The 14,585-nt window shown below is 68.8% G+C and carries 12 protein-coding genes; 6 read left to right on the top strand and 6 right to left on the bottom strand.

Annotation, left to right across the window (positions count from 1 at the left end; all coding sequences use genetic code 11):
• Positions 1-32 precede the first annotated feature (32 nt).
• From C2U31_RS03475 to C2U31_RS03455, 5 genes are all read right to left on the bottom strand, one after another.
• Positions 33-896, bottom strand: a complete 864-nt coding sequence (locus C2U31_RS03475) for a proteasome-type protease (RefSeq protein ID WP_103271568.1) — start codon at positions 894-896, stop codon at positions 33-35.
• A 64-nt stretch (positions 897-960) separates the two neighbouring features.
• Positions 961-1,764 (bottom strand): transglutaminase family protein, encoded by an 804-nt coding sequence (locus tag C2U31_RS03470; RefSeq protein WP_103271567.1) that lies wholly within the window; start codon positions 1,762-1,764, stop codon positions 961-963.
• 9 nt (positions 1,765-1,773) lie between these two features.
• Complete coding sequence (locus C2U31_RS03465) at positions 1,774-2,754, bottom strand: alpha-E domain-containing protein (protein WP_103271566.1); 981 nt, start codon at positions 2,752-2,754, stop codon at positions 1,774-1,776.
• 3 nt (positions 2,755-2,757) lie between these two features.
• Positions 2,758-4,188, bottom strand: a complete 1,431-nt coding sequence (locus tag C2U31_RS03460; RefSeq protein ID WP_103271565.1) for a circularly permuted type 2 ATP-grasp protein — start codon at positions 4,186-4,188, stop codon at positions 2,758-2,760.
• 500 nt (positions 4,189-4,688) lie between these two features.
• Entirely contained in the window at positions 4,689-5,363 is a 675-nt protein-coding gene (locus C2U31_RS03455; RefSeq protein WP_103271564.1) for a 5-formyltetrahydrofolate cyclo-ligase, read from the bottom strand.
• Positions 5,364-5,453: 90 nt separating this feature from the next.
• Between C2U31_RS03455 and C2U31_RS03450 the strand changes: the two genes are divergently transcribed.
• Positions 5,454-7,580: a lytic transglycosylase domain-containing protein gene (locus C2U31_RS03450; protein ID WP_103271563.1), complete on the top strand. Its 2,127-nt coding sequence runs from the start codon at positions 5,454-5,456 to the stop codon at positions 7,578-7,580.
• Positions 7,577-8,689, top strand: a complete 1,113-nt coding sequence (locus C2U31_RS03445; protein WP_103271562.1) for a CCA tRNA nucleotidyltransferase — start codon at positions 7,577-7,579, stop codon at positions 8,687-8,689. Before C2U31_RS03450 ends, C2U31_RS03445 begins: the two co-directional genes overlap by 4 nt.
• 105 nt (positions 8,690-8,794) lie before the next feature.
• On the opposite strand, the gene C2U31_RS03440 is transcribed toward C2U31_RS03445, so the two are convergent.
• The gene (locus C2U31_RS03440) at positions 8,795-9,982 is read right to left on the bottom strand and encodes a class I SAM-dependent methyltransferase (protein WP_103271561.1); all 1,188 of its coding nucleotides are present in this window, start codon (positions 9,980-9,982) and stop codon (positions 8,795-8,797) included.
• 291 nt (positions 9,983-10,273) lie between these two features.
• On the opposite strand from C2U31_RS03440, the gene C2U31_RS03435 reads away from it, so the two are divergent.
• From C2U31_RS03435 to C2U31_RS03420, 4 genes are all read left to right on the top strand, one after another.
• On the top strand, positions 10,274-11,164 hold the full coding sequence (locus tag C2U31_RS03435; protein WP_233772805.1) for an acetaldehyde dehydrogenase (acetylating): 891 nt from the start codon (positions 10,274-10,276) through the stop codon (positions 11,162-11,164).
• Between the two features lie 15 nt (positions 11,165-11,179).
• Positions 11,180-12,199, top strand: coding sequence for a 4-hydroxy-2-oxovalerate aldolase (gene dmpG, locus C2U31_RS03430; RefSeq protein ID WP_103271559.1), 1,020 nt, complete (start codon positions 11,180-11,182; stop codon positions 12,197-12,199).
• 92 nt (positions 12,200-12,291) lie between these two features.
• Entirely contained in the window at positions 12,292-13,665 is a 1,374-nt protein-coding gene (locus tag C2U31_RS03425) for an MFS transporter (protein WP_233772626.1), read from the top strand.
• Between the two features lie 81 nt (positions 13,666-13,746).
• Complete coding sequence (locus C2U31_RS03420) at positions 13,747-14,556, top strand: IclR family transcriptional regulator (protein WP_103271557.1); 810 nt, start codon at positions 13,747-13,749, stop codon at positions 14,554-14,556.
• Positions 14,557-14,585: the final 29 nt, after the last annotated feature.

The following is a 14,585-nucleotide window of genomic DNA, read 5'->3' as shown; positions in this document are numbered from 1 at the left end:
CGGAATTGCGTACAAGCGAACATGCGCAGTCTCTAGTTCAACTGATCCGACCCCGGCCCCTCGGCCAGCACCTGCGGCGCCGGGTAGCTTTCCTGCGGCACGTCCATGGGGTCGACCCGCTTGGGCTGGTGCACGCGGCTGGCGGGCACCAGGGAGTCGGGCGACTCGGGGTTGGTCCACAGCGGGTCGGGGATTTCGGCGAAGACCTGGCGCAGGCGTTCGCCCCAGGTGCCGCGGATCATGCGGAAGTATTCGTTGTGCTCGTCGATGCTGGCGAAGTGCGTGACGCGCAGCGCGCCGGTGTCGTAGACCAGCAGGTCCAGTGGCAGGCCGACCGAGATGTTCGAGCGCAGCGTGGAATCCATGGAGATCAGCGCGCACTTGGCGGCCTCGTCCAGCGGCGTATCGGGTTGCAGCACGCGGTCCAGGATGGGCTTGCCGTACTTGGCCTCGCCGATCTGGAAGTACGGGCATTCCTCGCCAGCCTCGATGAAGTTGCCGGCGGCGTAGATCTGGAACAGCCGGCAGCGTTCGGCGCCGATCTGGCCCCCGAAAATCAGGCTGACGTTGAAGTCCACGCCCTGTTCGCGCAGCGCGTCGGCCTCGCGGCGGTAGACCTCGCGCACGGCGTTGCCGATGCGGCGCGCGGCCTCGAACATATCGGGCGCGTTCCATAGCGTTTCGCCGCCTTCCTGCTGCTGGCGGGCCAGGCCGTCCAGCACGGCCTGGCTGACGGCCAGGTTGCCGGCGGTCATCAGGACCAGCACGCGTTCGCCGGGGCGTTCGAAGACGGTCATCTTGCGGTAGACGCTGATCTGGTCCACCCCCGCGTTGGTGCGGGAGTCGGACAGGAAAACCAGGCCGGCGTTCAGGCGGGCGGCGACGCAGTAGGTCATGATCGGAGCAGGGGAAAAGCCACGCCGCATTGTAGTGCGGCGCGGCCCGCATGCACGGCGGGGGTCATTGCTGCGCCGCGGTCTGCACCTGCACGGTGACTTCCATGGATTCCTCGCCGCCGCCATTGCGCACGCCGCGCACCGGCGAGGCCGAGTCGTAGTCGCGCGCCACGGCCAGCCGGCAATGGCATTCCGAGGCGAACTGGCGGTTGGTGATGTCCACGCTGGTCCAGCCCGCGCCCGGCAGCCAGATGTCGGCCCAGGCGTGGCTGGCGGCGTGCTCGGCGGTGGTGTACAGGTAGCCGCTGACGTAGCGCGCGGGCACGCCCAGGCCGCGCGCGCAGGCCAGGAACAGGTGGGCGTGGTCCTGGCAGACGCCGTGGCCCATGGCCAGCACCTGGTTGGCCGCGGTGGTCACGTCGGTCATGCCGGGCTCATACGCTACGCGGTCGCAGATGGCGCGCGCCAGCGCCAGCGCGTCGTCGGGCGTGTTCAGGCCGTCGGGCAGCGCGTGGCGGGTGAAGGCCAGGATGGTCTCGTCGGCCTGGGTCAGCGCCGTCTGCACGCAGTAGGCATGCACCGGCAGCCGGCTGTCCTCGCCGCCCAGCGCGCCGCGCGCGAGCGCGCCCACCACAACCTGTCCGACCACGCGCAGCTCGATGTCGGTGTGCGGGCGGTTCAGCGTCAGGGTATGGGTGATATTGCCGTAGGCGTCCACTTGCCGCTCCAGCGCGCCGGGCGCCTCGATATGCCAGCGCAGCACGCGCTGGTGCTCGTCGTCGCGCGGCGTGAGGCGCAGCGTCTGGATGCTGTAGGTCACAGGCGCGGTGTAGCGGTAATGGGTCACGTGGGTGATGATCTGTTTCATGCTGCGCTCCTACGCCGACAAGGGCACCAGGAAATCCTGGCTGATGCGGTTGCCGAGATCGTTGATGCGGTCCAGGAAGTGCTCCAGGTACTGGTGCAACCCGCTGGCCAGGATGTCCTCGACGCGCCCGTATTGCAGTTCCGCGCGCAGCATGCCGGTGCGGCGCTGCGTTTCCGCCGAGCGCTGGTTGGCCACGCGCGCCAGGTCGTCGGACAGCGAGTGGATCGCGGCCAGCAGCGAGCGCGGCATGTCCGGCCGAAGGATCAGCAGCTCGGCCACGCGATCGGGCGTGATCACGTCGCGGTAGACCTTGCGGTAGATCTCCAGGCCCGACACCGAGCTGAGCAGCGCCGACCAGCGGTAGAACTCGCTTTGCGCGGCCGTCGGCGGCGCGGCGGCGTCGTTGCGCGCCTCGCCGGCGTGGCCGTTGCCGCCGCGTTCGTGGAACTTCACGTCCAGCATGCGCGCGGTGTTGTCGGCGCGTTCCAGGTGCATGCCGATGCGCATGAAATACAGCGCTTCGTCTTCCAGCATGGTGCCGATGGTGACGCCGCGCGCCAGGTGCGAGCGGAACTTCATCCATTCGAAGAACTCGCCCGGATTGCGTTCCAGCAGGCCGGTGTGCAGGTGCTTCTGCAGTTCCAGCCAGGTGGTGTTGTAGGTTTCCCAGACCTCGGTGGTCAGGCTGCCGCGCACGGCGCGCGCGTTCTCGCGGGCGGCGTGCACGCAGGAATAGATGGACGAGGGATTGTCGGCGTCGCGCACCATGAAGTGCAGCACGTCGTGCGGCGAGATGGCGGCGTGCCGGGCGCGGTACAGGCCCTGCAGCTCGGAGATGCGCAGCACGGCCAGCCACGAGCCCTCGCGCGCCTGCGCGTCCTGCGGCAGCAGCGACATCTGCAGGTTCACGTCCAGCATGCGGGCCGTGTTCTCGGCGCGCTCGGTGTAGCGGCACATCCAGAACAGGTTGTCGGCGGTTCGGCTCAGCATGGTTCAGTCCTCCAGTACCCACGTATCCTTGGTGCCGCCGCCCTGGCTGCTGTTGACCACCAGCGAGCCTTCGGTCAGCGCCACGCGGCACAGTCCGCCTGGCACCGTGCGGATGTCCTTGCCGCACAGCACGTAGGGGCGCAGGTCGACGTGGCGCGGCGCCACGCCGGACTCGACGTAGGTGGGCACGGTGGACAGCGCCAGCGTCGGCTGGGCGATGTAATTGGCGGGGTTGGCGCGCACGCGGTCCTTGAAGGCCTCGACCTCGGCGCGCGTGGCCGACGGCCCGACCAGCATGCCGTAGCCGCCCGCGCCATGCACCTCCTTGACCACCAGCTCGTGCATGCGGTCCAGCACTTGCGACAGCTCGTCGGGCCGCGCGCAGCGCCAGGTGGGCACGTTCGACAGGATCGGTTCCTGGCCCAGGTAGAAGCGGATCATGTCCGGCACGTACAGGTAGGTGGACTTGTCGTCGGCGATGCCGGTGCCGATGGCGTTGGCCAGCGTGACGCGGCCGGCGCGGTAGACCGACAGCAGGCCCGGCACGCCCAGCGCTGAATCAGCGCGGAACGACAGCGGGTCCAGGAAATCGTCGTCCAGCCGGCGGTAGATCACGTCCACCTTGCGCGGGCCCTGCGTGGTGCGCATGTAGACCGTGTTCTGTTCGACGAACAGATCCTGGCCCTCTACCAGCTCCACGCCCATCTGCTGCGCCAGGAAGGCGTGCTCGAAATAGGCCGAGTTGTACATGCCCGGCGTCAGCACCACCACGGTGGGCGCGTCGCCGCCGTGCGGCGCGACCTCGCGCAGATTGTCCAGCAGCAGGTCGGGGTAATGCGCCACGGGTTCGACTTTGATGCGGCCGAAGGCGTCGGGCATCAGCCGCATCGACATCTTGCGGTTCTCCAGCATGTAGGACACGCCCGAGGGCACGCGCAGGTTGTCTTCCAGCACGTAGAACTCGCCCGCGCCGGCGCGCACGATGTCGACGCCGGCGATATGGCAGTAGATATCCTCGGCCACGTCCACGTCCTGCATCTCGGGCCGGTATTGCGCGTTCAGGAAGACCTGCTCGGCCGGCACCACCCCGGCGCGCACGATGTCGTGGCCGTGGTAGATGTCGTGGATGAACATGTTCAGCGCGCGCACGCGCTGTTTCAGGCCGGCGTCGAGCCGGCGCCATTCGTCGGCGGGGATGACGCGGGGGATCAGGTCGAACGGGATCAGTCGTTCTGTGCCGGCGGCGTCGCCGGCCACCGAGAAAGTGATGCCGACGCGGCGAAAGCTCAGGTCCGCTTCCAGCCGGCGCACGGCCATGGACTCGGCCGACTGCTCGCCGTGCCAGCGTTCGAACGCTTCGTAGTGGGAGCGTATGCCGCCAGCGCTGTCGCGCATTTCGTCATAGGCGGGGGGGCGGGCGGGTCTGTCCTTCATGGCTCCTCCGATGCAAGTGCTGGGGCCGGCTCGAAGCCGGTCCTGATAACAAGCAACCCGCGTGCCAGGCTGGCCGGCGCGCGGACGGTCCCTGCGGAAACACTATCCTCCGCCGGGCGGTTGTTGGCTATCCCCGTCGCGATGGATGCCGCAGGGAAAGGGGGGCGGCGCGCCGCCCCTTGGGCGCGCGCGGCGGCGGGGCGGCCGGCGGCGGGTTGCGAGGGCTGGCGGACGATGGCGCCGCCAGGGAACGGCAACAGGTTGGACCAGGGCGCGTGGCGCTGCTGGCCTGGGTGGAGTGGGCGGCGGCCGGGGCTTGCGGCCGGGCTGGCAGGGGATTCGATGCCGCTCGGTCAGTGAGCGCTCACCGAAGTGATCAGGGCGGTGCAGGCCCGCGTTCGGCGGGCCTGCCGACGGTTGATGTTACAGATCGCACCGTTTTGGTGCAAGGGCGCGGGGCGGAAATGGTGCGCGGCGCGGGCCCCGGGGCGGGGCCAGGCTCAGCCGAGCCGATAGGAAAACAGCGTCTTGCCGCCCTTGCCGGGTTGCGACAGCGGCGCCTCGGGCACCCAGCCGTCCTCGGTCAGGATGGCGTCCAGCGGGTAGTCGTGTTCGGCCGGCTCGTAGTCGGCGTCCAGCTCGCCGCAGCTCCAGGCGATGCCGATGGCGGTGAAGGGCTGGCCGCCGTCGCGCAGCGCGGCCAGCGTGCGGTCGTAGTAGCCGCCGCCGTAACCCACGCGGTCGCCAAACTGGGTAAAGCCGAGCGTGGGCGCCAGCACCACGTCGGGCGGCAGTTCGTCGCCCGCGGCGGGTTCCTGGATGCCGTAAGCGCCGCTGCGCATGGGGGCGTCCGGCGTCCAGGGCAGGAAGGCCAGCGGGGCGTTGCGTTCGCGCACCACCGGCAGCACCACGGTGATGCCGGCTTCCACCCATTGCTCGAGCAGCGGGCGCAGGTCGGGTTCGTCCTCCATGGGCCAGAACGCGGCCACGATGGAGGGCGCGCGGCGGCCCGCCTTGACCGCTTCGTCGCGGGCGGCGTTCAGCCAAGTGAACAGCCTTGCGCGCATCAGCAGACCGCCACGGCTGCGCTGGTTTTCCGGCATGTCGGCGCGCAGTTGGCGCAATCGCGCGCGCAGCGGGACTGCGGTATCCTCTGGAGTATTTTGCGTAGTCATGCGGTAGCGGTAACGAGGGTGGAAAATGAAAGCAAGAATGCAGGCCTGCGACCAGGCGCAGAACAAGGCTGGCACGTGAGGAAGACACCCATGGCACACGCCCTGCAATCCGGACGGTATCAGAAATCCGCGCGGCCGGCGTCCGCCGCCGACGCGGCGCCGGCCTGCGCCGGCCTGCGCCGCTGGCTGCCGCTGCTGGCGTTGTTCACCGCCGCCTGCGCGCCGGTCGACGCGCAGCAGCGCAGCGCCTCGGTCAATCCGCAACCCCAGCCCGTCGCCCAGGCGTCGCAGCCCGCCATCGCCGTGCCGCCGGCCGTGCTGGCCGGCCTGCCGCCCACCAACGACACGCCCGCGCTGGCCGCCGTCCAGGCCGCGCGCGAGGCCATGAACCGCAAGCAGTGGTCGGTGCTGGGCGCGTTGGTGCCCCAGGCCAAGTCCGACCCGCTGGGCATGTACCCGGAATACTGGCTGCTGCGTTACCAGCTGTGGTCGCCGCCGGCCGGCGGGCGGCCCAACGCCGACCTGCAGCGCTTCATCAGCGGCAACCCCGACGCCTACCTGGCCGACCGCCTGCGCGGCGACTGGCTGCTGGCCGCCGCCCGCAGCGGCGATTTCGACACCGTGCGCAAGCTGGCGCCGGTGAAGAACAGCAACGCGCAGATCGAATGCGCGATCCTCGACGCCAAGCACATGAGCGGTCAGCGCGCCACCGCCGCCCAGGCCATGGCCGTGTTCCAGCCCGGCACCGCCTGTTGGGGCCTGTACGACCAGCTGGTGGCCGATCGCGTCCTGGGCTGGGACGAGCTTGAGCCGCAGCTGCGCGACGCCATCGAGGCCAACAAGACCACCGACGCGCGCAAGTTCGTGCAGTACATGTTCGAGCCGCGCGACCAGAAGACCTACGACCTGCTCATCAAGGATCCGATGAAGTGGCTCACCCGGCAGGACCGCCTGCCGGTGGGCCGCAACGAGAAAGAGCTGGTGACCATCGCGCTGGCGCGCCTGGCCCGCTCCGACGTCAGCGTGGCCGATTCCTACCTGCGCCGCGAATGGGCCAAGTCCATGGCCAAGTCCAATCTCGCCTGGGTGCGCGGCCAGTACGCGCTGGCCGCCGCGCTGAACCTGGACAGCCGCGCCAACGATTGGTACCACGAGGCCGGCCATATCCGCATGACCGAGTACAACGCCGGCTGGAAGGTGCGGGCGGCGCTGCGCCAGCCCAAGATCGACTGGAAGTGGGTCATCGAGTCCATCGACGAGATGCCGCCGGCCCAGCGCGCCGACACCTCCTGGGTCTACTGGAAGGCGCGCGGCCTGGCCGCCACCGGCCGCAAGGACCAGGCCCAGGCCGCCTACGCCAGCATCGCCGACCGTTTCGACTTTTACGGCCAGCTGGCCGCCGAGGAACTGGGCCGCCGCATCACGGTGCCGCCGCGTCCCGCGCCGATCACCGACGCCGAGATCGCCGAGGCGCGCGCCAACCCTGGCTTGCGCCGTGCCGTGCAGCTGTTCCGGCTGGGCTGGCGCGCCGAGGCCGTGCCTGAATGGAACTTCGCGCTGCGCGGCATGAGCGACCGCCAGCTGATGGCGGCCGCCGAGCTGGCGCGCGCCGAGAACATCTACGACCGTGTGGTCAACACCTCGGACCGCACCGAGAAGGAATTCGATTTCAGCCAGCGCTTCATCGCGCCCTTCGAGGGCCGCGTCACGGCCAAGGCCAACGCCATCGCGCTGGACCCGGCCTGGGTCTACGGCCTGATCCGCCAGGAATCGCGCTTCATCATGGACGCGCGCTCGCATGTGGGCGCGTCGGGCCTGATGCAGCTGATGCCGGCGACCGCAAAATGGGTCGCGGGCAAGATCGGCATGACCGATTTCACGCCCGCCAGCGTCAACGATTTCGACACCAACACCGAGCTGGGCACCAACTATCTGAACATGGTGCTGCGCGATCTGGACGGTTCGCAGATGCTGGCCAGCGCCGGCTACAACGCCGGCCCGCGGCGGCCGCACAACTGGCGTTCCACCTTCACGCATCCGGTCGAGGGCGCGATCTTCGCCGAGACCATCCCGTTCAACGAGACGCGCACCTACGTCAAGAACGTGATGTCGAACTCTGTCTATTACGCGGCCATGTTCAGCGGCCAGCCTCAATCCCTGAAGGAGCGGCTGGGCAAGGTCGTGCCCCTGGGCGCCGAAAGCACCACGCTGCCATGACGCAGGACCCCGCAACCCAGGGCCTGCAGGTGTATATCGTGGGCGGCGCGGTGCGCGACGCCCTGCTGGGCCTGCCGGCCGGCGATCAGGACTGGGTCGTGGTCGGCGCCACGCCCGAGGATATGGCGCGCCGGGGCTTCATGCCCGTGGGCGGCGATTTTCCGGTGTTCCTGCATCCGCGCACCAAAGAGGAATACGCGCTCGCCCGCACCGAGCGCAAGTCCGGCCACGGCTACAAGGGCTTCACCTTCCATACCGGTGTCGACGTGACGCTGGAAGACGATCTGCGCCGCCGCGATCTCACCGTCAACGCCATTGCGCGCAAGCCCGATGGCGAGCTGGTCGACCCGCTGGGCGGCCAGGCCGACCTGCGCGCGCGCGTGTTCCGCCACGTGGGCGAGGCCTTCGAGGAAGACCCCGTGCGCATCCTGCGGCTGGGCCGCTTCGCGGCGCGCTTCGCCGATTTCAGCATCGCGCCCGAGACGCTGGCGTTGTGCCGCCGCATGGTCGAGGCCGGCGAGGCCGACGCGCTGGTGGCCGAGCGCGTGTGGAAGGAACTGTCGCGCGGCCTCATGACCGTCAAGCCGTCGCGCATGCTGGACGTGTTGCACCAGTCCGGCGCGCTGGCGCGGGTGATGCCGGAATTGCGGGAGCCGGCGGCCGTGGGCGCGGACGTGGACCGGGCCGCCACGCTGGGCCTGCCGCTGGCGTCGCGCTATGCGCTGATGTGCCGGCTGACGCCCGAGCGCGAAGCCCTGGGCCGGCGTCTGCGTGTGCCCACCGAATGCAATGATTGCGCGCGTCTGCTGCCGGAGATGCTGTCCGGCCTGGAGGCGGTCGACCGACAGGACGGCGCGAATGCGCAGTTGGCGCTGATCGAGCGCGCCGACGCGTTGCGCAAGCCCGAACGCTTCATGGATCTGATTCAGGCGGCCGCCGTGCTGCGGACCGTTGATGACGCTGCATGGCAGGCTCGCGTGGACGCGGCGCGCGGCGTGGACGCCGGCGCCATCGCGCGCGCTTGCGCGGGCGATCCGGCACGCATCAAGGAAGGGGTCAGGCAGGCCCGGCTGGCGAGCCTGGCAGCGCTGGCGTCGCCGGCGAACTGAGGCCGGGAGGCGTCTTCAAGGCGGGGGCGCGTCTTCACGATCGGGACGCGCCGTCAAACCGCCGCGCAGCCTGGCGCGCGGCTTTTCCAGGGTTGCCGCCCAGGTTCAGAGCTTGCCGAGCCGGTCGCCGCGCGCGAAGCCGCGCAGCGGCGCGGTGATGCCACGGCCCACCGCCAGCACCTTGAACAGCTCGCCCATCTCGGCTTCCGACAGCAGCTTCTGCACCGGCGCGACGGCGCGCGCATAGGCGGCCGCATCCGAGGGGTCGAGCTGCGCCAGCAGCTCCATCAGGCCGGCGTTCATCAGGAAGCGCGCCTGCGAGGTATAGCCCAGCACCTGCAGCCCCGCCGCCTGCGCGGCGTCGGCCATGGCGGTGAAGTCCACGTGGGCGGTGATGTCCTGCAGGCCCGGCGCGGTGAAGGGATCGCCATGGGCGTGGTGCCGCAGATGGCACATCAGCGTGCCACCCGCGCGCTGCGGATGGTAGTACTCGCTGCGCGGAAAGCCATAGTCGATCAGCAGCGCCGCGCCGCGTTCCAGCCAGCCGCCCATCGCGCCGATCCAGGCCTCGGCCTGCAGATTGATCTCGGATACATAGCCGGGCAGGGCCGGCATGCGCTCGGCCAGCGCGGCCGCCAGCGCGGGGCTGGCCGGGCGGTCTTCCCAGACGAATTCGTCGTGAGCGCCCAAGGCCACGCCGCGTTCCAGCGGCATTGCGTCTTCGCTCCAGCGGAACAGCGACACCGGCATGGCGTCCAGCACTTCGTTGGCCAGCACGCAGCCCGAGAAGGACGTCGGCAGCGCGTCAAGCCAGCGCACGCGCGCACCGAAGGGCGCCAGCCGCTTGGCCTGGACCGCGCGCAGGTCGGCCGACACTTCCAGGATCAGGTAGTCGGTGTGCGCCTGGCCCAGCGCGTCCAGCTCGCGCAGCACGCCTTCGGCCAGCGCGCCGGTGCCGGCGCCGAATTCCAGTACGGCGGACGTGCCGGTCTGCGCCAGCACGTCGGCGGCCTGGCGCGCCAGCGTGCGCGCGAACAGCGGCGTGAGCTGCGGCGCGGTGACGAAGTCGCCCGCCGGCAGCGCGGCGGCGTCGGCTGGGTCGGCCAGCTTGACGTTGCCGGCCGCGTAGTAGCCCAGCCCCGGCGCGTACAGCGCTTCTGCCATCCAGTGGTCGAACGGCAGCCATCCGGACGCGGCCCGGATGGCCGCGCGCAGATGATCGGCCGCGGCGGCGCTGTGTTCGAGGGAGGCGGGATCCAGGGGCGGGAGATTGGCGGGAGCGGGGCGTTGCATGTAGCGGCCATGTGAGGAATCCGGGAATTTTAGCCGGGGGGCGGCATGCGCCCGTACTGGCAAGACTGTCAGGGGACCGGCAGGTCGTCCTGCGATGGTTTTCTCTAAATACTCACTATATGAGATCAATACTTATATATTGATAATTTAAAAAAACCTACCTACACTCCGGCCAATAAGGAAACAGGAAACCCACGACGGTGTTCGGAGAAAGGAAGGAGCCAAGTGTCCACAGCCCAACGCAAACTCAAGGCCGCCATCATCGGCAGCGGCAACATCGGCACGGACTTGATGATCAAGATCCTGCGCCATGGCCAGCACATCGAAATGGGGGCGATGGTCGGCATCGACCCGCAATCGGACGGCCTGGCCCGCGCGGCGCGGCTGGGCGTGGCCACCACGCATGAAGGGGTCGAAGGCCTGGCGCGCCTGCCGGTATTCCAGGACATCGACTTCGTGTTCGATGCCACCAGCGCCGGCGCCCACGTGAAGAACGACGCATTCCTGCGCGCGCTCAAGCCCGGCATCCGCATGGTCGATCTGACGCCGGCCGCCATCGGCCCGTACTGCATTCCCGTGGTCAACGGCGAGGACCACCTGGACGCCCTGAACGTGAACATGGTGACCTGCGGCGGCCAGGCCACGATCCCGATGGTCGCGGCCGTATCGCGCGTGGCCAGGGTGCACTACGGTGAAATCGTGGCGTCGATCTCCAGCAAGAGCGCGGGCCCCGGCACGCGCGCCAATATCGACGAGTTCACCGAAACGACGTCCAAGGCCATCGAGGCGGTGGGCGGCGCCACGCGCGGCAAGGCCATCATCGTGCTCAATCCGGCCGAGCCGCCGCTGATCATGCGCGACACCGTCTACACGCTGAGCGAACTGGCCAACGAGGACGCCATCGCGCGTTCGGTCGAGAACATGGCCGCCGCCGTGCAGGCCTACGTGCCCGGCTATCGCATGAAGCAGAAGGTGCAGTTCGACCGCATCGACACGCCCGTGCGCCTGCCCGGCGTGGGCGAGGCGCTCACCGGGCTGAAGACCTCGATCTTCCTGGAAGTCGAGGGCGCGGCCCATTACCTGCCTGCTTATGCGGGCAACCTGGACATCATGACCAGCGCGGGCCTGCGCACCGCGGAACACATGGCCCGCCGCATGCTGGCGGCCGCGGCGCTTGTTTGAGGGCGGTGACAGACGATGAACCAAGCCAAGAAAATCTATATCTCCGACGTGACGCTGCGCGACGGCAGCCACGCCATCCGCCACCAGTACAGTGTTGAACAGGCCCGGCGCATCGCCCGGGCGCTCGACGAGGCCAAGGTCGATTCCATCGAGGTCGCGCACGGCGACGGCCTGCAGGGCTCCAGCTTCAACTACGGCTTCGGCGCGCACACCGATCTGGAATGGATCGAGGCCGTGGCCAGCGAGGTTAAACACGCCAGGATCGCCACGCTGTTGCTGCCCGGCATCGGCACCGTGCACGACCTGAAGAACGCCTATGACGCCGGCGTGCGCGTGGTGCGCGTGGCCACGCATTGCACCGAGGCCGACGTCTCGCGCCAGCACATCGAGTACGCCCGCCATCTGGGCATGGAGGCCGTCGGCTTCCTGATGATGAGCCACATGACCGAACCGCAGGCGCTGGCGCGGCAAGCCAAGCTCATGGAAAGCTACGGCGCGACCTGCTGCTACGTGGTGGACTCCGGCGGCGCGCTCGGCATGCAGGACGTGCGGGACCGCTTCCGCGCCTTCAAGGATGTGCTCAAGCCCGAAACGCAGACCGGCATGCACGCCCATCACAACCTGAGCCTGGGCGTGGCCAATTCCATCGTCGCCGTCGAGGAAGGCTGCGACCGCGTGGACGCGAGCCTGGCCGGCATGGGCGCGGGCGCGGGCAACGCGCCGCTGGAAGCATTCATCGCCGCCATCGACCGCATGGGCTGGAACCACGGCACCGATCTCTACAAGCTCATGGACGCGGCCGACGACATCGTCCGTCCGCTGCAGGATCGTCCGGTGCGGGTGGACCGCGAGACGCTGGCGCTGGGCTATGCGGGCGTATACAGCTCGTTCCTGCGCCATGCCGAGGCGGCGGCGGCCAAGTACCAGCTCAAGACCGTGGACATCCTGGTCGAGCTGGGCAAGCGCCGCATGGTGGGCGGCCAGGAAGACATGATCGTCGACGTGGCGCTGGACATCCTCAAGCAGCGCGCCTGATCCGCCAGGCGCCGCCTGGCACCCGCGCGCCGGCTCCGGCCGCCGCGCGGATGCTCACAATTTGAATATCAACGAGACAAGCAAGGTACTTCATGTCGACAAGACAATCGGGCCCGGCCATGGGCAACAGGCCGGCGGGCAGTCACGCCCGTCCGGAAGCCGCCACGGTCAGCGAGGCCGACCGCCGGCGCGCGCTGTTCGGCAGCGCGGTCGGCAGCACCATCGAGTGGTATGACTACTTCCTCTACGGAACGATGTCGTCCATCGTCTTTGGCAAGCTGTTCTTTCCGTCGAGCGATCCGGTCACCAGCCAACTGCTGGCGCTGGCCTCGTTCGCGCTGGCGTTCCTGATCCGTCCCATCGGCGGCATCGTGTTCGCGCACGTGGGGGACCGCGTCGGCCGCAAGAAGACGCTGGTGATCACGCTGTCCATCATGGGCCTGTCCACGGTGCTCATCGGCCTGACGCCGACCTATGCCAGCATCGGCATCTGGTCGCCCATCCTGCTGACCCTGCTGCGCCTGCTGCAGGGACTCGCGCTGGGCGGCGAATGGGGCGGCGGCGTGTTGCTGGCCGTGGAGTACTCGCCGGCGCACAAGCGAGGCTTCTTTGGCGCGGTGCCCCAGACCGGGGCCTTGTTCGGCCTGGCGCTGGGCAACTTCGCCACCTCGGGCCTGAGCGCGCTGTTCTCGGAGGAGGCCTTCCTGTCCTACGGCTGGCGCATTCCGTTCGTGCTGTCCATCGTGCTGGTGCTGATCGGCATGTGGATCCGCAACAAGGTCGAGGAAACGCCGTCCTTCCGCAAGGTGGCCGCCGAAGCCCGGGACAATCCCAAGAATGCCGGGGAGCGCAAGATGCCTCTGGTGGAGACGCTGACCCGGCATTGGCGCGCCGTGCTGATCGCCATCGGCGCCAAGTTCGTCGAGACCAGCACCTTCTTTCTCTTCGCCACCTTCACCATCTCGTATCTGGTGGGCCTGGGCTATCCGCGCGTTCAGGCGCTGAACGTGGTGCTGGTCGCCGCGCTGATCGCTGTGCCGGTGATGCTGTACTTCGGCGCCCTGTCGGACCGCATTGGCCGCAAGAAGGTGTTCGCGTGCGGCACGGTGGCGATCGCCCTCTACGCGCTGCCGTATTTCTGGCTGCTCAACCAGGGTTCGGCGCTGATCGCGACGGCCGCCGTGGTGCTGGGTTTTTCCATCATCTGGTCCACCTACGGCTCCGTGCTGGGCACGTTCTTCGCCGAGAGCTTTCCGCCGAACGTGCGCTATACCGGCGTTTCGCTCGGCTATCAGGTGGGCGCGGCGCTGGTCGGCGGACCGATGCCGCTGATCGCCACCGCCCTGCTGGCCCGCTATGATGGCAGCTATGTCCCGGTGGCGGTCTTCATCGTCCTTTGCGCCGCGGTGTCGCTGATCGCGGTCGGCTTCACCAAAGACCGTACCGGGCAACCGCTGGATACGTGACGCGCAGGACGCGTGTCGCATCGGCGCCGCCGGCGCCGCTGGCCGTCGATGCCTCACGTTCCGTCACCCTCTGCTCAGCACATGACCGAAAAATCCGTCGACAAGACCGTCAAGGCCGGAAAGGCCGCCAAGACAGCCAAACCGCTTGCCAGCCAGACTCTGTTCCGTGGACTCGACGTGGTCAGCGCGGTGGCCGAAGGCTGCCGCAGCGTGCAGGACATCTCCGACCGGACCGGCATCGCCTTCAGCACCACCCACCGGCTGGCCTCGGCGCTGGTGCAGATCCGCTATCTGCGCTTCGAGCCGCGCAAGGGCTATCGCCTGGGCAGCCGGCTGGTCGAGCTGGGTTTCATGGCCTACCGCGACTCCGCCATCACCACGACGGCGCGGCCCTTGCTCGAAGAGCTGGCCGCCCAGACGCAGGACACCGTGCACCTGGCCGCGCTGGATGAAGATGAAGGCATCATCTATCTCGACAAGATCGGCGGCCAGCGGCCCATCGAGGTCAACACGCGCATCGGCGGCCGCAAGCCCGTATGCAGCACCAGCGTGGGCAAGGCGCTGATCCTGGACCAGGGGCCCGCCGCGTGGAAACAGCGTTACGAACAGGAAGCCGCCAAGGGCATGGGCGGACGCCTGCCGCTGGATGAATGGCTGGCCGCGATGGCGGTCTATGCGGCCAAGGGCTATACCTTCGACCTGGCTGAAAACGTCGACGGCATCCGCTGCGTGGGCACGCCCGTGCGCGATGCCAGCGGCGCCATCGTCGCATCGATCAGCGTGACCAGCACGGACGCCTACACCGACGAGGCGCGCATGCACGAGATCATTCCCCTGGTGCAAAGCGTGGCCCGCAAGATCAGCATGCTGCTGGGCGCGGGCGGCGCATAGCCGGCATCGAGCCATGCGTCGCCGGCGCG

Origin of the sequence: Achromobacter sp. AONIH1, assembly GCF_002902905.1 — a bacterium.
Taxonomy (GTDB): Bacteria; Pseudomonadota; Gammaproteobacteria; order Burkholderiales; family Burkholderiaceae_B; genus Achromobacter.
This window is presented reverse-complemented; position numbering and strand designations above follow the sequence as displayed.

Coding starts and splice junctions, on each gene's coding strand:
- C2U31_RS03470 (WP_103271567.1), bottom strand. CDS start 1,764: ATGAAACAGATCATCACCCACGTGACCCATTACCGCTACACCGCGCCT.
- C2U31_RS03475 (WP_103271568.1), bottom strand. CDS start 896: ATGACCTACTGCGTCGCCGCCCGCCTGAACGCCGGCCTGGTTTTCCTG.
- C2U31_RS03450 (WP_103271563.1), top strand. CDS start 5,454: ATGGCACACGCCCTGCAATCCGGACGGTATCAGAAATCCGCGCGGCCG.
- C2U31_RS03435 (WP_233772805.1), top strand. CDS start 10,274: ATGATCAAGATCCTGCGCCATGGCCAGCACATCGAAATGGGGGCGATG.
- dmpG (WP_103271559.1), top strand. CDS start 11,180: ATGAACCAAGCCAAGAAAATCTATATCTCCGACGTGACGCTGCGCGAC.
- C2U31_RS03460 (WP_103271565.1), bottom strand. CDS start 4,188: ATGAAGGACAGACCCGCCCGCCCCCCCGCCTATGACGAAATGCGCGAC.
- C2U31_RS03465 (WP_103271566.1), bottom strand. CDS start 2,754: ATGCTGAGCCGAACCGCCGACAACCTGTTCTGGATGTGCCGCTACACC.
- C2U31_RS03440 (WP_103271561.1), bottom strand. CDS start 9,982: ATGCAACGCCCCGCTCCCGCCAATCTCCCGCCCCTGGATCCCGCCTCC.
- C2U31_RS03420 (WP_103271557.1), top strand. CDS start 13,747: ATGACCGAAAAATCCGTCGACAAGACCGTCAAGGCCGGAAAGGCCGCC.
- C2U31_RS03425 (WP_233772626.1), top strand. CDS start 12,292: ATGTCGACAAGACAATCGGGCCCGGCCATGGGCAACAGGCCGGCGGGC.
- C2U31_RS03445 (WP_103271562.1), top strand. CDS start 7,577: ATGACGCAGGACCCCGCAACCCAGGGCCTGCAGGTGTATATCGTGGGC.
- C2U31_RS03455 (WP_103271564.1), bottom strand. CDS start 5,363: ATGACTACGCAAAATACTCCAGAGGATACCGCAGTCCCGCTGCGCGCG.